The organism is Thermosynechococcus sp. FA-CM-4201 (genome assembly GCF_054689355.1).
In genome coordinates, this window is sequence record NZ_CP079920.1 from 2,509,514 (window position 1) to 2,529,077 (window position 19,564).

The window sequence follows — 19,564 nt, forward strand, 5'->3', positions numbered from 1 at the left end:
ATAGTAGTAGCAAGGGGTGTCTATCCGAGTTGAGATCGCTCCAAGTCTTTAACAGACTACACTAATGGGGCGATCGAGAATTGAAACGCCATCGCCAAGGTGATGCTGATCACGGACGTTTCTCCATGCACATCACAAGAATTAGCAAGTGGCTGACATAGAGTGAAATTAAGCTGCTATTGATGATGTGGAAGTCAACTCAGAATGCTGATTGAATTTCGGGTACAGCAGCAATTGAGTCGGTTTCTAATTCATTGATTTGCAGTTGTTTTCGACAAATAGATTTCTTTAGGAGTAACAACATGAAAGCGAATAATGTCAAGCTTCAAAAGAGCTTGGCCTATCTCACATTGGTCACAGCGACAACGGCTTTGACCACAGCGTTTGGTTTGACATCGACTGTACAGGCAATACCATCAGCTAGTCGTTGTTCTACGGTCAATGGTCAGTGGTATTTCGCTGGACGGCCTGGGCCGGTGGTCACTGAATATGGCAGCGAGTTGAAGGTGGATATGTCCGCTTATGGTCGCCCCGCCGCTACTGGCAGGTTCATTGATCCTAACCGAATTCAGGTCACGTTTCCGGATGATGGCACTTTCATCGGCACGTTGGACGGCCGCGGTAATATCCGCTGGAACAACAACACCGTCTGGCAGGCTTTGAACTTTGGCGGCAAGTGGAAATACGAGGGTGCGCCGGGACCCATCGTGGAACAAATAGGACGCAACATAACAATTAACATGGCGGCTTACGGGCGTCCTACAGCCACGGGCAGGCTGATCGGCTCTAGTCAAGCTCTCGTGACTTTCCCGGATGACGCAACCTTCACGGGCACCTTGGTGAGTCCCACTTGCATTCGTTGGTCCAATGGCACGATGTGGACGCGGTAAGGTGTAGCCTTATAGTCCAGTATAGGGGGGTAGGTTACTCCACAACTTGCCCCCTGATTAGCCTAGGTAGCAGTTAGCGATGGAGAGTAGGGAACTCGAATCCCTAATAGCAAAACGCAAAATGCTTATCAAAAAAGAACTTTAGGATTTCCTATTTTTGAATTGCCTAAAATTTGCCTAAAATAAGGCAAGAATTAAGAGGCAAAATATGGCTGTAAACCCTCCATTGACAACTCTCTTTGGCGCGGGCGCGACTCAAGACGCGACCACTTTGACGATTCAGAAAAGCTCACTTCCCGACTTGACGCCTGCGGCCTCCAATAACTCAGAAGCACTTTTAGTAGGACTCTTGCGACGGTGGCATCTTGGACAAGACACCAGTTCCGATGCGCAAGTAGTGGTTCGCCGCCAACTGGGGGGCGTCGTTGAACGTAACGGTACGCAACAACTCTTTCGTTACATCATTGACCTTTACGAACCGTATCAAGGCGCCTCTGAACCCGACCCAGATAACTTCTAATGCCTACTCGCAACACTACTCGCAATTTCGCTTACACCTTGCGGCCTAACGACGCCTTGCAACGGATTACCCTTTATCGCTGTGGTGAATACCCTCCTCCTGTATTTACGGGGGAAGTCTATGGACAGATCACCGCCTTTTACGCCAAATCCAACATTCATACGCCCCCCTATTCAGAAGGCACCCAGTGGAGTGGGCGCTCTGCGGTGATCGACTTTCGTTATCCCGGTGGCGATTGGGTAGAAGTTGCCCGCCTAGACTTCCTTTCTTCTGCGGTGCCCTACAAGATTGACTGCCTAGGGTTAATGGGGGATACCAAACCTTTCTACTTGCAGAAAGGGAGCGAATTTGCAGTTCGTATGATTGGCGAGGCCTTGACCGCTCCGCAAACAGTTAACTTTTACGGCTCTTGCGTGGAAGAACGTTATGCTTCAGACTCAGTGGACACTTTCCTTGATCTTGTTGACACTCCTAACGCTTACGCTGCTGGCTACCTACTGCAATCTGGTGCTAGCGGGATTGAGTTTGCCCCCTTAGAGCAAGTGGTTCAGTCATTTTCCGCTCCAGCTCTGCGATTGGTTGACCTCCTAGACGTGCCGCCGCCCAGTCCGAATACAGTTCTGACAGTGAACAGCAACAACTTGATCGAGTGGGCTAGTTTGGTGGGCGGCGGAGGCTCCGTTTTGGAGGAAAACCTGCAAACAGCGAACTACACGCTTCAAGCCTCAGATAACGGGAAGTTTGTAGCCGTTAACGCCTCTTCTGCGGTCACTATTACGGTGCCAACTGGATTAACGGTGGGCACCCAAGTACTGCTGGGGCGAAGAGGCACGGGAACCGTAACGGTGGCTCCCGCTACAGGCGTGACCCTCAACGGGACAGCTACTCCCCTCAACCTTCAATCGCAGTGGAAAGGTGTTGTTACACTTTGGTGCTACGCAAGCAACTCTTGGTGGGTTTTTGGTGGGGTATGATTCCTGCTGTTTTAGGGACTACGGCGATCTTTTCTTCTGGCGATCCTTTTTGGGCCAACGTACTCTTTCTCCTTGAAGGAGAAGGCGCCAACAATAGTACTCAAATTCTAGATAGTTCAAGTTTTAACAGGACAATTACTCGTACAGGAAATCCTGTGATTTCTACCGCTAGAGCCAAGTATGGTACGGGTTCAATTTCTCAACCTAATACTGGAGACTTTGTTGATATTTCATTTAATACGATTTTAGGGAGTACTTGGACTTTTGAATCTTGGGTTTGGTTTCCATTTTGGGATGACACTTGTGGTGTAATGGCTTTGCAAACCGAACTTTCTACTCTTGTTTTTGCGGCTTATGTTAGTGGATTGTCTTTTTGGTCGGGTAGTCTTGAGTTTGCAAGAACTAATGCCACTGTGCCTGTTAATCAATGGGTTCACGTGGCCTTGGTTTGCTTTAATAACGTTGTTGATATTTTTATAAATGGAAACAAGTTAAATAAAGTGGTTAGTCAGTCCTTTTCTTCTTTCCAAAGTAGCGTTTTCGTAAAAGCGAGAACGAGAAGCAAAACACGATCCCCAGTTAATATTGATTTTTTTCGGTTGACTAAAGGAGTAGCAAGATATAGCACCAACTTTAATCCTGAGACTGATATAGTGCGTTAACTTATATGTCTATCGTCTCCGTTGGAACAATATGAGCCTTATAGAAATAGCGGGTAACACAATTCTCGATAAATTACGCCAAGGAAAACTCTCTTTCGACCCCTACTCTACCTTGCGTACAGGAATAGAAATAATTGAAAGAGCGGCGGAGCAAACTTGGCAGACGACTCCTGCCACCCCTGGACAACTACTGCCTACTGGGCAAAGAATCCCCCCTTTAACTTGGGATGACTGGCTTAATGGTCGCCAGTATTACTACGATGAATTATGCGTTGATAATACGGTTTCAGTAGTTAAAGGAAAGGTTTGCTACAAAGGTGATATTCCTTATCTTTGCGACAAAATACCAGTTTATTCTTGCCCCAAACCTTTAATTCCCGCACCTAAACCGACGCCGGCGCCCTTTCGAGGGGGGCAGTGTTATGGGGTTCCTTATCGAGTAAAAGTGGGGTTGCGTTATTACTTGAGTGGTGTTTTTACGCAGGGAGGTGTGGGGTATTTGACTCAGCCCTCCTTACAGGAGGAGATTCCCGTAGCTGAAGTAACAGTCACAGGAAAGATTTTGGGGTTAGACATAATTGAAGGTTCAACTTTTGTTTCCATGCCAGTTTGGCCTACAGGATTTTTTGAGGGGACTGTTAGAACTGTCGTGGCGACGCGGATTAAAACTCAAAATGCGGCTGGGCAAAACTCTTACACAGAAGTGCCTTTTAATTTCAGTCCCTCCCCCTTAAATCAGGCGTATTCCATTTGGATCATTTCGGTAGAAAGGCTAGACGGGCTGCCCGATAATTGCGGCGACCCTGAAGGATACAACACTGGCGACCCTGAGCCTGAGATTTATCCGCCTCCTGAACCAAGTCCCGAACGGCCTTTTGACCCCTATCCCCCGATTCAACCGTTCCCCATCCCCTTCCCGATTCCTGTGCCGTTGCCACTTCCGACGCCGATAGGATTTCCTTTCCCGTTTCCAATGCCGATTCCGACGCCGCCGCGATTGCCAGAGGAGAAGCCAATGCCAATTCCTTTCCCGATTCCGAAACCTGACTGGATTGACTTGCCGCCACCTTGGATCGAGGAAATTAAGAACTGTCCGCCCCCTTGTCCCCCGATTGACTTATCGCCAGTGATTGAGGCGATCGCGCGCATCAAAGTCGAAATCAACAATGAATTTAACCTGACCTTAAATGCCCGCCTAGACGCCCAGCTCCAAGCTATTCTCAATCTCTTAGTCGCACTGGAGGCTCGGTTGTCCAACACCCTACTCCTGCAACTAGAGCCAAAATTTCAGGCTGTTTTGACCGCCATCACTAGCCTAGAACTGAATCTCAGCGGCCAAATTACAGCCATTCTAAACGGCATTTTAGAGTTGAATTTCACTCTTAACGTGAAGGCCGATCTTCTCTTGCAAGCCTTGCTAGAAGTGAAAGTGGCTTTGTTGAACGCGATCCTGTCTATCGAGTTCTCTCCCACAATCCAAGTCGATCCAGTCAAGGAGTATGAAATTATCGAAAAACCAGTGATCGTCAAGGACTGCGAAGTTGTTGAGAAACCTGTTCTTGTAAAAGAGTTTCAAGTAATCGAGAAACCTCTGGTTGTCAAAGAGTACGAAATTCTCGAAATTGAGAAACCCGTTGAGGTCGTAAGAGAGAAACAGCCTCCACTGGAACAAGTCTTGTTACCAGTGGTCGAGTGCCGAGAAGATGGCTCGCCAGAAAAGCGGTGGCAGATCGTCAAGACTTTAGTAGGGGAAATCCCCACCAGTGTGCAGCAGAAATTTCATCAAACCGCAGACTTGGCTGAGGAAAAATGCCTAGAAGAAGCAGATAAGGGTTGCACAGTGGTGCTCCCTAGCGACTGCTATAGTGAGTACAAACTGGAGTCACAGTTAGTGATTGACTTTGGAACGCAATATCCCTCGATGAAGGGCAGTAAATGGAGAATTCACATCCCAGACCCTATTGAGAATTTAGACTGGTGCACTCACTTTGAAAACCTTATTTGGCATCGTGGGCAAGTTTATGGACGACTGTACTTCCAAGGCGACTCCCGCTTGATTACAGGAGGTTATTTCCAATCCGAAACTGAAGCCTATCGAGTATTAAGAATGTTGGAGAAGCTAAGCAAATTAAAAGAGAATAGAATACGAGTAACTAAACTCACGAAACCCAAACGTACAGTCAAAGGACAGCAAACTCGTGCTGTCCGAGCATCTGTAGTTCTTTTTGACAAAGACGGAAATGTGATTAAAGGGGACTGCTGGCGACCACCTAGAAACGGCTGTTAACAAAACCCGTCCTTGAGTGTTTCATCGACCCATTTAACCAAAATACGCCCCTTATGGGTCATCGCATAAAGTTTACACTGCCGCAACAGTTTGTACACTTGGCTGCGAGTCAAGAAGTTCTCTGAGCAAAATTTTGAGATTGGCAAATACTTATAATCACCTTTGTTGTACTCGCATTTGGGATAATTAGCCTTAAACGAGTATGGACTACTCTTGCAATTTCTGCCTTTAGTACGCATCAGATTATCCTTTTTCTATCTATTGTAAGAAAAATTTGCAAAGTCTAGTCGGTTGTTAGAAATAAACATCAGTTTCTATCGCAAAAACCCTCTCCAGAAGCGACTTTCAGGCTAATGTCAAAATGTCGAGTTAAGAGGCTGCTATGGCTCTCAATTTTGAGTATTTTGACGCGGCTGGGACTGCGGTGGCCGAAGGTATTTACATCCCAGTGTCTAATCTGCCGGGGGTGACGGCTGACGAATTGGAACCGGGTGATAACGACAAAGAAAGCAAAATTACGCTGGCGATTTACCGCGCGCTTGTTAACTACATTGCGCCTTTGACATCACAACCGCTGGGCTTGCTGATGAGTGCCAGTGGATTGGATACTCTCACGCAAACCTACTCCATGACCCACACCTACATGGTGAACCACTCTAACGGCACTGTGAGCCAAGTGCCTCTGGGGTCGGGCAGCGGCATGACCATTGTGGATGTGTTCCCCGGAGCGGCCAAGGTGGCAGCAGCCGGGGCGATCTCTGGAGCTGGCATCCTAATTCCCACGGCAGAATTGGCACCCTACGGTGCGCCAGCGCAGGGGGATATTACCCTCACTGCCGACAGCCGTCAGTACTGGCAAGCTCTCAGCTTCTATCTCGCCGAGAACGTCACGCTGCGGAGCAGCACGGTTGCCAGCGCAATTGTCAACAAAAACGTAGGACTAAACAGCTCCCTCTTCCCGCCTAGTGAGTGGACAGAAGGGTCCAGTCCGCTCTCCTCAGTGCCTGCGAGCCAGCTTTCTAAGCGGTCCTTCTTCACTCGTACCTACGAAGTGACGATTGAGTTGGCACTGGATCACAATACGCAAACCTTTGATGTCCGTCACGTTATCGCTGCTTAAGGAGTGACCCATGCCACGGATGATGCCTTACCAACTGGCTGAATATCAGTCAGATTTGGGGATTAAATACGAAGAACTGCGGTTCAAAATCAGTGAGTATTATGGGAAAGACTTGGCAGGGAAACTGGGTTATAAAGTCCCTACTGGTAGTTTGTGCTCTCCCACGTTCCTGTTCAAGCCGCGAGCAGTAATTGCCACTTATAAAGACGGCGCCAAAATTCGATTCCCCGTGCCGTCGCCCAACAAGATCAAAGATGCAGTTGACGAGCTGCTAAAGCTCAACGACGTGGTCTGCATCGATCTGGATGGGGAGGAGTGGCGAGTGGTTCCACCAGCAGTAGGGGATTACACTCCGAAGCTGCAAAACTTCCAACTTCCTGATGGCAAAGCGAAAAAAATTACCGGAGTGATGCTCTACGACTCAGATATTGCTGGAAAAAACACACCCGTGCGTTTCGCAGTAGAGGCTGAGCCAAATAGCGTCATTACGCTTGCTAAGCGCTGTTGGAACGACAAGGGTCCCAAGTCTTGCGCTAGCCCAATCCCGATTCGCGCCAGACACGTGATCTTCTATGGCACAGGCAGAACCCTGAGAAGTCAGACGGGTTTTGTGCACACCCAGAAGATCGTACGGAAATTTCCGGTTGAAAACTTGGCTGGGGTCTGTAACTGCATCAAGCGAGTTGGACGAGAGGCAGAGTGCATCGGTTATAAAGGGGAGTCCGTTCGCAACATTCACCTGCTCTTTGACAAGGCCAAGAAATGTAACTCATCTCCTATCGCCCAAGGGGGCGCTGGCGGGTTAGGTGGGGTTCCCTAATGGCCAGTTACTGCCTGCGCTACTCCGACGACTTTGGCTTGGAGTGGGTCTTGCGGGCAGATGTTTTTTTGATGGTGGGCGGTTCTAAAGTTACGACGGAGACAGATTGGGATCGAGCGATCCTCCCCGGAGAGTGGTGGAGTCGAGTGGAACCACAACAGGTGACCTGCGACCCCCCAGTGCGACCGCGAGCCGCCAAAATTTACCTCGATGAAGAAGAGTATCTTTTTGTGCCTTTCCCGCTAGCGCCCGCCACTCCGCAGTATCGAGACTGCTACCAAAAGATACTCTTTAATCCCAAGGTGCTCTACGTTGCCACTGAGGCGGAGTACCGCAGTGCCTTTTATACCGCTCTTGTAACCGACCTATGGCCACCAAACGCTTTAAGGACATAGTGGTTTACTACCGCACCGATTTTGGGCGGACGGTGATTGGCCGCCAGCGAGTTTACAAGGTCGAGGAAGACGAGTCGATCCAAACGCCTGTGACTCGAATGCTGACGGGAGTACAGATTCCCGATGTGCCGCATAAAGAAGTGCAAGCGTTTCTGGACTTGGTTCGCGAGGCCACCAAAATAATTGGCGGCAACTTAAAAGCGCGACACCTGCTCTGTTGCTTACCTAACCCCTACAACTCCCAAGGGTTTAGCGAGTTTAAGGCGATCATTCCGCATCCGCCGGGGTCGTGGTATCACTGCGCCCATGCCAAGGAGATATTGACTGCTCCGCACGTGCAGAGTGCTCAGTACTACGGGGAGGAGTGGACTACACTGGGCGGATTGAAGTCGTTGCAACGATGGTGGTCAAAATGGCCAGCTTGATCTTTGACGGGGTTTCCGAACTGCGAACCTTTACGCTGACGGATTGGCACTCCGGAGGGAACTTAATTTGGTTTGTTACGCCAGACCTCCCTCCGGAAGAGGGGTTGGAATTCCCTGCGGGGTTTGTGGTACGGGAGGCCTTAGAAGTCACCAGTCCTCCTGTGTATGTGGTGCGGCGGGTTCCGGGGACAGCGTTTATCGATACTCAGGAGGTGCTACTGGTGCCGCCTCAGCTTCAACAGTCCGAGTGGCGGTTGTCGCTAAATATGTTTGCCGAGTTTAGGTTGAAGGTTTATGTCACCTAGGTTTGCCTTTATTACCAATTACGGATTGCGGGTTACGTTTGACCCCTTGGTAGCGGCAATTCCGCCCCCGATGCCTGAGTTTTTTGTCTTGCAGCACTGGCAAGCGCAACCACGTGGATTAAGGCACTTCGCTTACTTTGACTATCGCCAAGGGGAGGGGAATTACCGCACACTACCGCACCCCTTAGTGCGGATTTCTGGAATTCCCCAAACTCTGCAAATTGATGAGCGGCAAACGCCGTTTGTGCCTACCGCCGTGCTGTATTACCCTGATTGCGAATTAGTCAAATTAGAAGACTTTTGGGAGCTGAGAAATGTCGGATGATCTTGATTGCCAAAATGTGGCTCATTGTTTTGTGCACATCGAGCACAAGATGGACATTATCGAACGGCAAATAGAATCTTTGAGAAAAGATGTGAGCGATTTGCAAAAATCAGACTCCAAGCAAATGATGATTCTGATTATTTTGGTTTCGGGATTACTTGGACTGGATTTAACCAAGGTTTCACTGATTTTCCACAATTTGAACAATCAACCACAGCCATCTTTGCAAAACCAGAGGTATTCTTATGAGTTTCTTACGTCTGGCCATTATCCCGAACGGCAACTTTACTTGGGGAGAGGCGCTGCACAACGGGGAGAGACTGCCTAGTCAGCTCAACCACTTTGACAACATTGTGGCGCTAGCTACGGCGATCCAGCCCTACCGCACTCGCTCTGGCAAACCTTGGCGGGTCACCAGTTGGTACCGACCGGAACCTTGGAATTCTAGGGCGGGAGGTAGTCCCAATAGCCTGCACAAAATCGGATTAGCAGTGGACTTTGTGGTTGATCTGCCATGGGCACAAATCCGCGATCTACTCAAGGATTGGCGGGGCGGGTTTGGCATCTATCCGCACAGTGGCGGGCACGTGCATTTAGATTTGGGGGAGTACAGCCGATGGGAAAAGTAGCTCCTGTGCGCTATCTGGTGACTCCAGTGCGCAAGAAGTGGTTGGACTTAATCGCTTGGTGCGAGGGGACTAACGGAGCGAACGGCTACCGCATGATGTTTACGGGACGGCTGTTTGACTCTTACCGCGATCACCCTCGGATACTCAATCGCAGTGGTGGTTTAGTCTCAGATGCCGCAGGCCGTTATCAATTTCTCAGCCCCACTTGGGATGAATGCAAGGCCAAGCTGCAACTGCCCGACTTCTCTCCGGAAAGTCAGGATCAAGCGGCGCTCTTCCTGATAGACCGCCGAGGAGCGCTGCTACTGGTGGACGGGATGGCCGTGCTCCCCGCGCTCGACCTGCTGAGCTGGGAGTGGGCATCGTTGCCCGCGAGTGATGGTAGGGGACGGTATGGGCAGCCCACCAAGACGTTGCAGGAGATTGCCAATTTCTTAGGAGTGCCGCTATGAAAACGATGCCGTGGCTGAATTTTGAACTAACGCTGGAGCAAACGTTTTTGATGCGCCAATTGGAGGAGGTGATAAAGGATTACTCACGGGAGGAATTGGAAAAGTTCTTGCTTGAGACGGTAAGACTCAAATTAGTCAGCGATAACTTGGTGAAACAGTTGATGAGGGGATTATGCGAGTAGATGTCAAGTTGGAGCAGATGATCGCTAAAGGTCGAAACCTAGTGTATGCGAAGGCGATCGCCGAGCAGTTGGATTTAACCGAATCCGAAATTGACCGCGTGATGGCGGCGATTATGCAGCGACGCTTTGCGGGATGCCTAGATTTGCTCTGGGATGAGGTGATTAAGGAGGTGTTAACCTCTTCTCAACAAAGCAATATCCTTGAGCAAGGCAGTGATCAGAAACAGATTGGTTAACAAAAGGCCAAACACCAAAATAGGGTCTAGGCGCCATCCGCCAAAAAAGAAAATCATGCCTGCTAGCGGGAGTAGCACCAAGCCGGCGATCGCCTCGACTGAACTGGCGACTGCTACTCCTGATTGAGAGGATTTTTGAGCAACACGAATCAAAGTGAGGAAGAAAATGATACCCAATCCGAATTCTATCAATCCTAAAATCGAGCCAGGACCTAACATGGCTAAAATCCTGAACTTCGTGGTTGGAAAGTAGCGAACCAATAGAGTGTCAGCACGCCTACAGTACCAAGATTTTGCAGCCAACTGCCGCCCCAAGCATAAAGTGCGACAAGCGAAACTACTGCTGCCACTGTGGTGATGGTAAATCGCATCCTAAACTCCAGCCAGTATTTTTGTGGCCTCGTTAACTATATCCACCAGTTCTTCCTTGGTCAGGGAGCGAATATATTTGAGGACTTGTTGCTTGGCAGCCACAGTCGGAGGAGGAACTGTCCCGCAAAGGTACTCGATCAGTTCTTCCACTGTGTACCCAGCGTCAGCCGCAATTTTGACTAAGTTTTCCACGCTAGGGACTGACCGCCCCTCCACCCAGCCTTGCACAGTGCCTAAGTAAACGCCCAAGTGCCGTGCATAGGCTCTTAATCCGCCTGCGGCCTCCGCATTTGCTTTTACTACCTGTGCCAGTTTGGCTTTATCCACTTTAGTCGTGTATGGTTGTATGTCCTACTGACAAGTATAAAAGTCAGCAGTCAATAATGCTATGTGATGTTGACTAGCAGTATGGTCAGCGGAATAATGAAAGTGTTGTGGTCGGTGACCTTTATGCAAGTCAAAGAAAATAAAAAACTCGTGCAGCTAAGATTGAGCCGCGAGCTGGAGTACAAACTCAGGATTGAAGCTGCTAAGCAAGGTCGTCCCAAATCAGCACTCTTGGAAGAAGCTGTAGAGCTGTACTTGCGGACTTTAGAGGGGAAATCTCATGCTAAGCGATAAGCATTACGCTGAGTGGAAGGCCTCTGGAGTTGCGGATGAAATCATTGAACGCAACGTGTGGACGATCGAGGACTCTTGGGAGGTAGATCGCCTCCTCAACCGCAACACCAAGAACCGGCGCAAGCATTCTGATCATCTGGTGCCTTGCTGGGCGGTGAAAGGGATAGACCCTCTTCGGTCTTGGGATACTTGGTACGGAATTCAGGTAAAACCGGACAATCCCCCCCTAAACGGGAACGGTAAACCCCGCAAATATCTTTGCCCTTCCGATGAGGAAGCTCAGCCGCTTTTTTTGGATCCGGGGGGAGAGTTTTGGGCAGAAGTCCTCCAAGACCCTTCTCGCCCTTTGGTGATTACAGAAGGGGCGAAAAAGGCGGGAGCGGTCTTGAGCTTAGGGATTGCCTGTGTGTCTATCCCCGGCGTTTGGAATGGGCAGAAGGAAGGAACGCTGCACGATCGCCTGAAGGCCTTTTGCCAAGTGGGGCGAACCGTCTATCTCTGTTTTGACAATGACTTGCTGACCAAGGATGGAGTGAAACTAGCATTGGAGCGGCTCGGTCGGCTGATTTCCGCAGAGGGGGCGGTCGTTCGCATTGTTCAGATACCTGACGGTCCCTTAAAAGGGATAGACGACTACTTGGCAGCGCATCCAGAGGGCGATCGCCTCGCGTTGCTTCAGGAGCTGCTGGATCGAGCGATCGCCTTTGAGGCTTGGCGCAAACCGCTGCAAGAGAAACGGCAGCAGATTGAGAGTGGTCGTTGTAAGTTGGCGGAGCGCTACTTGCTAACCAAACAGATTTTGGGCGATCGCTTGCGGCTCAATGAGCTTACGTCAGAGCTGGAGTTGAACGATCAGCCGTTTGATTTGGACGATCTGATCCTTGCGCTCGCCGTGCAATATGACCTCCACCTCCCTGACAACCAAGCGAGCAAAATCGTCATGAACTTGGCACGCGCCAATGCCTACAATCCTGTCAAGGATTACTTGGAGGAACAATATCGAAAATATGGAGAGAATTACGGATTGCTCAACCAACTGGCAACCAAGTATTTAGGGGCGGACAGCCCCTTGTTTAATGCGTTTATCGCCAAGACGTTAATTGCCGCCGTTGCTCGTGCCTTTAAGCCGGGCAGTAAGGTCGATACAGTGCTGATCTTGCAAGGCAAGCAAGGCCTCGGCAAGTCCAGCTTCTTTAAGGTCTTGGCATCTCCGGCATGGTTCGACGATAGTCTTGGGTCGGTTTCCGATAAAGACGAGCGATTGAAGCTCCACAAAGTATGGTTCGTGGAATGGGCGGAGCTGGAGGCCATCTTCAAGCGGAAGGATATTGCCGCCGTCAAATCCTTTGTGTCCTCGACTTCTGACTTAATCCGCCCCCCTTACGGTCGGGAAGTCAAACGGTTCGAGCGAAAGTCAATTATTGTCGGTTCTACAAACCAAGATGATTTCCTCGGCGATCCGACGGGCAATAGGCGGTTTTGGATCGTGCCTTGCGCCAAAGAGATTGACCTTGAATTGCTATCCAGTGACCGCGATCGCATTTGGGCGGCAGCAGTGGCCGCTTACAAAGCGGGACAACCTTGGTGGCTCGATACGGAGGAGCAATCCTTGGCGGATGAAGTCAATGAGACGTTTGTGGTTCGCGACCCTTGGGAGGACGCGATCGCTTCTTATTGCGAGTGCAGAAGCACAGTAACAACCTCGGAAATTCTCGCGGATCTACTGCGGATCGACCTTGAAAAACGGACTAGAGCTGATGAAATGCGAGTTGCCTCAATTCTCAAGAGTTTGGGATGGATTAGTCACAGAGTTGGGCAATCCAGACGACGATCTTGGATCAAAGTTTAGAAAGGTTGACTTTTAGGTTGGTCAGGTTGGTCACCTGTTTCTTAAATCAATCTGGAATGCTTGTATAGAGCGACTTTGCACCTAGACCAACCTCCGACCAACCTAGACCAACCTCCGACCAACCTAGACCAACCTGAAAAGCGCTCCAGTAGAGGATTGACCAACCTGACCAACCTATCAGTGCACCTTTTTAAGCCAATCGTTGACTAGCATGCTAGTCGTGTTATACTAGTCATTGACTAGTAAGATAGTCGCAGAACCTTGAAAACCAAAGGAGCACCTATGGACGACCTGCTACGGGCGGTACGGGCGGCAGGCCTTAATGCGCCTCGCTCCGAGGCCGCTGACGTGGCCTTTGCCACCCTGACGGCCACATTGGTCGGTATCGGCATCGGTCACCTACTGGCAGAGGGGCAACGTGCCTCTCAAGCACCCTATGGGGGCAATCCCTATCGCACCACCTCCAAGCGCGAGATTGTGACCGTGGAGGACTTGGAGCGGTGGGTCTGGGAGCACCGCAACCAACTGCCAGAGGCCGACCGCATCCTCCGCGATCTCGCTCAGTTGCCCCCGGAAGAACGGGTGACTCAGCAGTTGATCCGCGATGTATTGCCTCCGACCCGTTAGCCAACAAAAAAAGGGGCGGTAGTCCGCCCCCCTTCTCTTTCAATCACAGTTACTAGGAGCTTACCATGTTTGACCTTGAACAAGAACTGTCCCATCTCCGCTCCGTGGAAGTTGCCCTTGCCGTCGCTCGCAAGCGCCAAGACCCGCAACTCATCGAGCAATACGAGCAAATGAAGGCCGAGCTGCTAAAACGCATCCGAGCAATCTCTTAGGCAAACCGAGGGGGCGCCTTGCCCCCTTTCTCTCTCAATCACAAGGAGGACTGAAATATGGAACGCTGTGATTTTTGCCATAGTCGGCGCTATCGTCATTTGCCCCCAGTGCAAATCGAAATCATTCCGGGCAGCAACTACCATACTGTGATCGTCAACGGTCGCAAGCGGATGGTTGACCCTGATTATCTTGGTGAATACTTAGCACGAGCGGTTTATTACTTGACCCAAGATGAAACCACTCGATAGTTAACTCTCTGAGGGGGCGATTTGCCCCCTTTTCTTTTAATCACAAGGAGGACTGAAATATGGAAATTTATGACTCTCTGAACTCTATTGCCAACTCTCTAGACACGATAGTTGAGGCGTTAACCCCCATTACTAAGGAGCAAGAAAGTTTGCTCATCAAAGCGCGGTTTGATTACGAGGGGAAGACTAAACTCTTACTTGTTTGGTTGGTTCCTTTTGACCCTCGACCATTTTTGAACCAATGCTACATCCTACTCATTTCTGAGAATGAGCGGATATCATCCGAGCTGGTAGAAGACCGCACTTCAGGAGTTTTGAGAGCCGCTCATCTCTATAACCTCTTTGCTCAAAGATATGGGGGAAATTAAATTAGAGCAACTACAGTTCGCTGACTGATTGTTTTTTCAAGGGGCACCTTGCCCCTTTTTTTTAGATTTTTATAAGGAGTAAAGATGCTGCGAAAAATCAGATCACAGGTTGATACAGCCGCCTTTCTACTCACTCTGTGCCTGAAAGAGGAAATCAAGCTGGAGCGGCTTGACTTGATTTTGGATTTGCTCAAAGTGGCCACTGACAATCTTGATGACTTAATCCGCAAGGAGGGACACGAAAATGGACGTTGAACGCAAAAAACAAATCCTACGCAAAACAGAGGAGACGATCGACAAAATTATTGCTGCCTTGATTGACTTAAGTTCCGCATTGGAAAAGCTAAAAGAAGTCGTCCAGTTCGAGCAAACAGAATCCCAAAAACAGGAGGAGATTGACGTTGATGAAATCCCGTTTTAGGAGAACTCAAGACGCGGCGGATTATCTCGGCATGAGTGCCAAGCATTTAAGGCGCCTTGCCCGCATAGGCACCCTCCGACTGGGGCGGGATTACATCATCACCTCTCGCCCCCATGCCGCTCGCCCCACCTATGCTTGGGATTGCGAACAGATTGCTAAGACCCTTTCAATTGGTTTGGAGTACAGAAAATGAAAAAGTTCCTCAAGGTTCCCAGCCCTTTCGATGGTATAACAACGCTTTACCTTCCTCTCGATCAAATAACTTTGATTGAGATTGGACGCGATAATTTTGTGTTTGAGAATAATGAAGAGCGTTTCCATTATGGAGAGTCAAACACGAGAATCTCGTCTTCTTTTGCCCAAGAACTAGAGATTTTCTTGCGACTTCCTCACGCTGCTGTTCTTGAAATTTTCCTAGAAGAAACTTCCCCAGATGAATTTACTTATCAAGCACGATCTTTGGCGGCATTGGGCGATCAACTCGCAACATCAACGCCTCAAAGGCAGCCTGATGGTGCTTCTCTGTTATCCAGCGGTGATAAGTTTGGCAATGGACTTGCACCGAGTGCCCCATCTGTTGAGCCGCCAAACTGAGATCGAGTCCAAAGGCAAGCGTCCGCACTGCCCAAGCGTGCCTAAGATCGTAAGGTCGAAATGGAAGTTTGGCTGAGAGATACTGACTACAGGCCCGACCTACTGCTAGGTTGGGTCTTTTTGTGTTTATCGGGGGCAACTGGACTTGACTCAACTGGAACTCGTCAAACCACTCTGGATAGCACGGCCACACCCGACGGAATCCCGTCTTGGTATTTTCAAGCACTTCCAGAATCCTTTCGCCTTGACTAAGCCTCTCAAAATTCAAACGAAAAGCCTCATGAGGCCGCAAGCCATAAGTGGCCAACATCCCATACACCCAGCGCCAAGCGGGATGTTCAAGACGGTAAAACCACTCTACTATCTGAGCATCCTCTGGCAAATCCCGTGGAGCAGTGGACTTGGGTGAATACGACCCGCTGTAGCGGCTCACGTCCAAATCTAAGTTGGCAAACCTAGCTAGAGCACCTAGTACCATGCAAGTTCGTTTACGAGTCTTGGTGTCCGGGGGGGTTGCCAAGATTGCCTCCAGCAAAACTTCCGAGGACAACGGCGCTTCTGGGGGGAGCTTGCGCAACACCTTGAGATAGTCGCCCTTCCAAGTGGTCAAGGTTTTATCGTTTCGCTCCCGCGTCAAGAAGTAGTCTTCTTCAAACCGTCCTATCCAGTCTGCTACGGTTTCCGCCTTGCCCCGATCAAACTCCGCCCAATTGAACTCTTTAGAGGCGAGCAAAACACCGATTCGTCGTGCCTCTTTCTCAGCAAAGTTGATGCCGGCTGGATTAGCGAGCACTCCTAGAGCAATCCTCTGCTGATAGGGTTTGGTCTTGCCACTGTTGGGCTTGGGTGGGAGCGTACCGCGCAAGTAGAGGCGGTCGCCTATTTGCTGTATCTGAAGCCCCACTTTGGCAACCTTCAATCGTCCGTTCGCTTGACAAAGCAGCTTGTCCACATCGGCTTGCCTAAACTTTGCCTAATTTTGCCTTGTGATTAGGGGCTATTTGGTGTCATTTAGGCACTTTTTACTTTTCTTAACAGTTCACCCAAACCTAGTTACAAAGCTGCTTTGCGGCTCATAGAGCGGTTTGCAATAACAGAGTAAAACTATGGAGAGTAGGGAACTCGAATCCCTGACCTTCGCGGTGCGATCGCGACGCTCTACCAACTGAGCTAACTCCCCGATTCTTTTCTTAATATACGGTAAACGAGGACACGATGGTCTTAAATTGGTCTTCCACCTTTGGCCAGCGCTCTTCTGGGGCTGACACACTCAGGGTATAGACCTTCCCTCGGCTCACTGCAATACTCGATAAATTGTGCCGCTGCTGAGCATTGTCCCCATCTCCCGGCAGGGTGACGGCATACTCCAGAATATAGTAGGTCTTATCATCAGCCTTTTGGGAGCTAGCAGAAATCAGGGCAGAACTGCGCCCACTTTCACTGGGGGCAATGATATTCCGCAGCAGGCGATCGCCCACATCCTCTGGTGACCCCAACTCCTCAAGGGACTTTGTGCTAGAAACCGTATTCACAACCACACTGACGTTTTCTGTCGTCTCAATAATGTCGTGAAAGACCACATCCACGGGGTCTTCAACTTGTACCTGTACCCAGCCGCGCGGGTAGAGAAATTCATAGCCATCGTAGCTATCGACATAGGCCTGTAGCCCACTGGTGGCCGAACACCCCCCCAGCAGCACCACAAGAATCGCCAACGCTGTGGCAAAAAACCGTTGAATCATACCGTCCTTTTGCGCTGTTCTCCCCTATTGTGACACTGAAGCTGGCGCAGCGGGGCGTCGCAATTCCTCGGGATGTGAGGGGGGAATGCCCTCAATCGTAATCAGTGACTCCGTTACCGCTCGCACAATGGGAATCGCCACCGTTGAGCCATAGGCATCATCCCCCTTGGGTTCATCCACCACCGCCAAAATCACGTACTGCGGCTGTTCTAGGGGAAAGACAGCAACAAAGCTGGTAATACGCAGATTGCTATAGGTACCGCCAATTGCTTTTTGTGCTGTGCCGGTTTTGCCCCCCAAGCGATAGCCGGGAATATGGGCGGGTTTCCCTGTACCAAAGCGCACAACTTCTCCGAGCATTTTGACCACTGCTTGACTGGTGCGCTGCGAAAAGACCCGTCGCGGGGGGCGTTGCTCAAGGCGTTTTTGCAGTTGGCCATTTTCATCGTAGAGGCCATCAATGACATGGGGAGTGACCAGCTCACCCCCGTTGGCGATCGCCCCCAGCAGTTGCACCAGATGCAGAGGCGTCAGGGAAAACCCTTGGCCAAAGGCCGTCGTTGCCGGTTCAATGGGATAGTTAATAAATTGCTCCGGCGGCTTTAACTGGGCAGCGGTTTCAAAGGGGAGATCACTGCCTACCTTCTCGGTCAGCCCCAAGCGATGCAGATAGCGATAGTAGTGGCGGGCTGGAATGCGGTTCATCATGTGCACCATAGCCACATTGCTGGAATAGGCAAGAATTTGGGCAATATTGAGGGCACCCCGGCCGCCGCGTTGGCTAAAATCACTGTTTTGAATTGGCCAGCCCCCCACTGTAATCCGTCCCTCATCGGGCAGCACCGTATCGGGGGTAATGGCATTGAGTTCAAGGGCGATCGCGGTGTTGATCGGCTTAAAGGTTGATCCCGGCTCATAGAGATCCGATACCGCCCAGTTGCGAAACAGCGCTGGATCAGCACGATAGTAATGATTGGGATCGTAGGAAGGCTCTGAGACCAGTGCCCGTAGTGCACCAGTTTTCACTTCTAGGACAATGACCGTGCCCCGCTTAGCGTTGAATTTGCGTAACTGCTGTTGCAGAGCTTGGCGTGCCGTTTGTTGCAGACGACTATCAATCGTCAGGCGGACATGGTATCCCTGACTCAAAGCACGCGGATCCGCAGGGGCAAGCGCCGGCAACCACTGTCCCAAGGCATTCATCGAGAGAAGTTGGCGGCTACTGGGCACCTGTAAAAATTGATTCTGGCTAAACTCAATCCCTGCTTGGCCTTGGTGCTCTCGATCCACATAGCCAACAATGCCCGCCATGAGTTCCTGTTGCGGATAAATGCGCTGCCACGCTTGGTTCAGTTCGAGGCCATCGTAGTTGAGGGCGCGAATTTTGGCGGCAGTTTCTTCGTCAATGTCGTAGGCAATGGGGACGCCTGTGGGGTAGGTGCTAAATTTGGCCAACAGTTGCTCTGGGGATTGCTTGAGTAAAGGAGCCAGATCGCGGGCGATCGCCAGCCGCTCCACTTTGAATTGAATTGGATGGGCAAAGAGGGTAAACACGGGCCGATCTAGAGCAATAACTGTCTCTCGGCGATCGGTAATTGGGTAGCGTGCCAAGGTTGGCGGGGTATAGCGCCGTTGTTGCTGCTGTGCCCGTGCCGCTAGGGTTTCCCCCTGAACTACTTGCAAGTAAACTAGACGAGCGACCACACCCCCCATCACCATCAGCAAAAAGCCGAAGATCAGGCCAACCCGCCAGCGTGGTAGGGATTGGTTTTGGGGGCGGGCTGTTGTCATAAATACCAATCAGTAATTGACAGTGCGCTGCGGCGGTGGTGTCACGGGGGGGCGTTCAAAATGCGTTTTGGCAGCAATCTTGCCCTCATTGGGCACAAAAAGAACATGTTGCGGCGTTTGGGGCACGAGACCTTGGGGCGCCCGCTGGACTTGCTGCGTTACCCGATAGCGGAGGGTTTCATTGCTGACCAGTAGCTCCCGCTCTTGCCGTTTGAGGGTTTCCAAGCGGTCATAGGCCTGACTCCACTGCTGCTCAGAGAGGGCTGACCAACCATAGAGAGGCAGTACAGCCACGAGGGCACTGGTGGCCGCCACCCCAGAAACCCATTGAATCCCCAGCAAGGTCTTTTGCCACAGGGGCATTTGCGGCTTGGGGAGGGGTCGAATTTCCGTCAGCGTTGGCGACGATTGGGGAATAAATCGGGATTTGAATTTAGGGGCAGCAACCATAGACTCCAGCACTCCTCAGCAATTTATTACCCTAAAAGATTATGAC

29 protein-coding genes and 1 tRNA gene are annotated in these 19,564 nt (G+C 50.5%); 24 read left to right on the forward strand and 6 right to left on the reverse strand.

The window, feature by feature from the left end; all coding sequences use genetic code 11:
* The first annotated feature begins 302 nt into the window (after positions 1-302).
* From KV190_RS12195 to KV190_RS12265, 15 genes are all read left to right on the forward strand, one after another.
* The gene (locus KV190_RS12195; RefSeq protein ID WP_460193640.1) at positions 303-890 is read left to right on the forward strand and encodes a hypothetical protein; all 588 of its coding nucleotides are present in this window, start codon (positions 303-305) and stop codon (positions 888-890) included.
* Between the two features lie 208 nt (positions 891-1,098).
* Complete coding sequence (locus tag KV190_RS12200) at positions 1,099-1,410, forward strand: hypothetical protein (protein WP_460193642.1); 312 nt, start codon at positions 1,099-1,101, stop codon at positions 1,408-1,410.
* Between the two features lie 38 nt (positions 1,411-1,448).
* On the forward strand, positions 1,449-2,384 hold the full coding sequence (locus tag KV190_RS12205; RefSeq protein ID WP_460193643.1) for a hypothetical protein: 936 nt from the start codon (positions 1,449-1,451) through the stop codon (positions 2,382-2,384).
* The gene (locus KV190_RS12210; protein ID WP_460193645.1) at positions 2,381-3,046 is read left to right on the forward strand and encodes a LamG-like jellyroll fold domain-containing protein; all 666 of its coding nucleotides are present in this window, start codon (positions 2,381-2,383) and stop codon (positions 3,044-3,046) included. Before KV190_RS12205 ends, KV190_RS12210 begins: the two co-directional genes overlap by 4 nt.
* A gap of 31 nt (positions 3,047-3,077) precedes the next feature.
* On the forward strand, positions 3,078-5,333 hold the full coding sequence (locus KV190_RS12215; protein WP_460193647.1) for a hypothetical protein: 2,256 nt from the start codon (positions 3,078-3,080) through the stop codon (positions 5,331-5,333).
* 382 nt (positions 5,334-5,715) lie between these two features.
* Positions 5,716-6,453, forward strand: coding sequence for a hypothetical protein (locus KV190_RS12220; RefSeq protein WP_460193648.1), 738 nt, complete (start codon positions 5,716-5,718; stop codon positions 6,451-6,453).
* 10 nt (positions 6,454-6,463) lie between these two features.
* A complete protein-coding gene (locus tag KV190_RS12225) occupies positions 6,464-7,273 on the forward strand; it encodes a hypothetical protein (protein WP_460193650.1) in 810 nt (269 codons plus the stop codon).
* Positions 7,273-7,668 (forward strand): hypothetical protein, encoded by a 396-nt coding sequence (locus KV190_RS12230; protein ID WP_460193651.1) that lies wholly within the window; start codon positions 7,273-7,275, stop codon positions 7,666-7,668. Before KV190_RS12225 ends, KV190_RS12230 begins: the two co-directional genes overlap by 1 nt.
* Complete coding sequence (locus KV190_RS12235; protein WP_460193652.1) at positions 7,641-8,093, forward strand: hypothetical protein; 453 nt, start codon at positions 7,641-7,643, stop codon at positions 8,091-8,093. Before KV190_RS12230 ends, KV190_RS12235 begins: the two co-directional genes overlap by 28 nt.
* Positions 8,081-8,398: a hypothetical protein gene (locus KV190_RS12240; protein WP_460193653.1), complete on the forward strand. Its 318-nt coding sequence runs from the start codon at positions 8,081-8,083 to the stop codon at positions 8,396-8,398. Before KV190_RS12235 ends, KV190_RS12240 begins: the two co-directional genes overlap by 13 nt.
* Positions 8,388-8,723 carry a hypothetical protein gene (locus KV190_RS12245; RefSeq protein WP_460193655.1) on the forward strand — a complete coding sequence of 112 codons (336 nt, stop codon included), beginning with the start codon at positions 8,388-8,390 and terminating at the stop codon, positions 8,721-8,723. The genes KV190_RS12240 and KV190_RS12245 overlap by 11 nt, the downstream gene beginning before the upstream one ends.
* Positions 8,724-8,968: 245 nt before the next feature.
* Positions 8,969-9,352: a D-Ala-D-Ala carboxypeptidase family metallohydrolase gene (locus KV190_RS12250; protein WP_460193656.1), complete on the forward strand. Its 384-nt coding sequence runs from the start codon at positions 8,969-8,971 to the stop codon at positions 9,350-9,352.
* The gene (locus KV190_RS12255) at positions 9,340-9,804 is read left to right on the forward strand and encodes a glycoside hydrolase family 24 protein (RefSeq protein WP_460193657.1); all 465 of its coding nucleotides are present in this window, start codon (positions 9,340-9,342) and stop codon (positions 9,802-9,804) included. The genes KV190_RS12250 and KV190_RS12255 overlap by 13 nt, the downstream gene beginning before the upstream one ends.
* A complete protein-coding gene (locus KV190_RS12260; RefSeq protein ID WP_460193658.1) occupies positions 9,801-9,986 on the forward strand; it encodes an NblA/ycf18 family protein in 186 nt (61 codons plus the stop codon). Before KV190_RS12255 ends, KV190_RS12260 begins: the two co-directional genes overlap by 4 nt.
* Positions 9,977-10,222, forward strand: a complete 246-nt coding sequence (locus KV190_RS12265; protein ID WP_460193659.1) for a hypothetical protein — start codon at positions 9,977-9,979, stop codon at positions 10,220-10,222. Before KV190_RS12260 ends, KV190_RS12265 begins: the two co-directional genes overlap by 10 nt.
* Before the next feature lie 372 nt (positions 10,223-10,594).
* Here the strand turns inward: KV190_RS12265 and KV190_RS12270 are convergent, their stop codons facing one another.
* The gene (locus tag KV190_RS12270; protein ID WP_460193660.1) at positions 10,595-10,786 is read right to left on the reverse strand and encodes a hypothetical protein; all 192 of its coding nucleotides are present in this window, start codon (positions 10,784-10,786) and stop codon (positions 10,595-10,597) included.
* 231 nt (positions 10,787-11,017) lie between these two features.
* Between KV190_RS12270 and KV190_RS12275 the strand changes: the two genes are divergently transcribed.
* The 9 genes from KV190_RS12275 to KV190_RS12315 all read left to right on the forward strand — a co-directional run bounded on the left by KV190_RS12275 (position 11,018) and on the right by KV190_RS12315 (position 15,134).
* Positions 11,018-11,215: a hypothetical protein gene (locus tag KV190_RS12275; protein ID WP_460193662.1), complete on the forward strand. Its 198-nt coding sequence runs from the start codon at positions 11,018-11,020 to the stop codon at positions 11,213-11,215.
* On the forward strand, positions 11,202-13,064 hold the full coding sequence (locus KV190_RS12280) for a virulence-associated E family protein (protein WP_460193664.1): 1,863 nt from the start codon (positions 11,202-11,204) through the stop codon (positions 13,062-13,064). The genes KV190_RS12275 and KV190_RS12280 overlap by 14 nt, the downstream gene beginning before the upstream one ends.
* A gap of 282 nt (positions 13,065-13,346) precedes the next feature.
* Positions 13,347-13,691 carry a hypothetical protein gene (locus KV190_RS12285; protein WP_460193665.1) on the forward strand — a complete coding sequence of 115 codons (345 nt, stop codon included), beginning with the start codon at positions 13,347-13,349 and terminating at the stop codon, positions 13,689-13,691.
* A gap of 65 nt (positions 13,692-13,756) precedes the next feature.
* Positions 13,757-13,903 (forward strand): hypothetical protein, encoded by a 147-nt coding sequence (locus tag KV190_RS12290; RefSeq protein WP_460193667.1) that lies wholly within the window; start codon positions 13,757-13,759, stop codon positions 13,901-13,903.
* 57 nt (positions 13,904-13,960) lie between these two features.
* Complete coding sequence (locus tag KV190_RS12295) at positions 13,961-14,152, forward strand: hypothetical protein (protein WP_460193668.1); 192 nt, start codon at positions 13,961-13,963, stop codon at positions 14,150-14,152.
* Positions 14,153-14,211: 59 nt separating this feature from the next.
* Positions 14,212-14,520 (forward strand): hypothetical protein, encoded by a 309-nt coding sequence (locus KV190_RS12300; protein WP_460193670.1) that lies wholly within the window; start codon positions 14,212-14,214, stop codon positions 14,518-14,520.
* An 84-nt stretch (positions 14,521-14,604) separates the two neighbouring features.
* Positions 14,605-14,775, forward strand: coding sequence for a hypothetical protein (locus KV190_RS12305; RefSeq protein WP_460193671.1), 171 nt, complete (start codon positions 14,605-14,607; stop codon positions 14,773-14,775).
* Positions 14,765-14,941 carry a hypothetical protein gene (locus KV190_RS12310; RefSeq protein ID WP_460193672.1) on the forward strand — a complete coding sequence of 59 codons (177 nt, stop codon included), beginning with the start codon at positions 14,765-14,767 and terminating at the stop codon, positions 14,939-14,941. The genes KV190_RS12305 and KV190_RS12310 overlap by 11 nt, the downstream gene beginning before the upstream one ends.
* On the forward strand, positions 14,925-15,134 hold the full coding sequence (locus KV190_RS12315) for a DNA-binding protein (RefSeq protein ID WP_460193673.1): 210 nt from the start codon (positions 14,925-14,927) through the stop codon (positions 15,132-15,134). The genes KV190_RS12310 and KV190_RS12315 overlap by 17 nt, the downstream gene beginning before the upstream one ends.
* A 246-nt stretch (positions 15,135-15,380) precedes the next feature.
* Here the strand turns inward: KV190_RS12315 and KV190_RS12320 are convergent, their stop codons facing one another.
* From KV190_RS12320 to KV190_RS12340, 5 genes are all read right to left on the reverse strand, one after another.
* Positions 15,381-16,487 carry a site-specific integrase gene (locus KV190_RS12320; RefSeq protein ID WP_460193675.1) on the reverse strand — a complete coding sequence of 369 codons (1,107 nt, stop codon included), beginning with the start codon at positions 16,485-16,487 and terminating at the stop codon, positions 15,381-15,383.
* A gap of 155 nt (positions 16,488-16,642) precedes the next feature.
* Positions 16,643-16,715: transfer RNA gene (locus KV190_RS12325), tRNA-Ala, on the reverse strand.
* Between the two features lie 10 nt (positions 16,716-16,725).
* Positions 16,726-17,277, reverse strand: a complete 552-nt coding sequence (gene psbP / locus KV190_RS12330; protein WP_460193676.1) for a photosystem II reaction center PsbP — start codon at positions 17,275-17,277, stop codon at positions 16,726-16,728.
* A gap of 24 nt (positions 17,278-17,301) precedes the next feature.
* A complete protein-coding gene (locus tag KV190_RS12335) occupies positions 17,302-19,068 on the reverse strand; it encodes a peptidoglycan D,D-transpeptidase FtsI family protein (protein ID WP_460193677.1) in 1,767 nt (588 codons plus the stop codon).
* A gap of 9 nt (positions 19,069-19,077) precedes the next feature.
* Positions 19,078-19,518 (reverse strand): hypothetical protein, encoded by a 441-nt coding sequence (locus KV190_RS12340; protein WP_460193679.1) that lies wholly within the window; start codon positions 19,516-19,518, stop codon positions 19,078-19,080.
* Positions 19,519-19,564 lie beyond the last annotated feature (46 nt).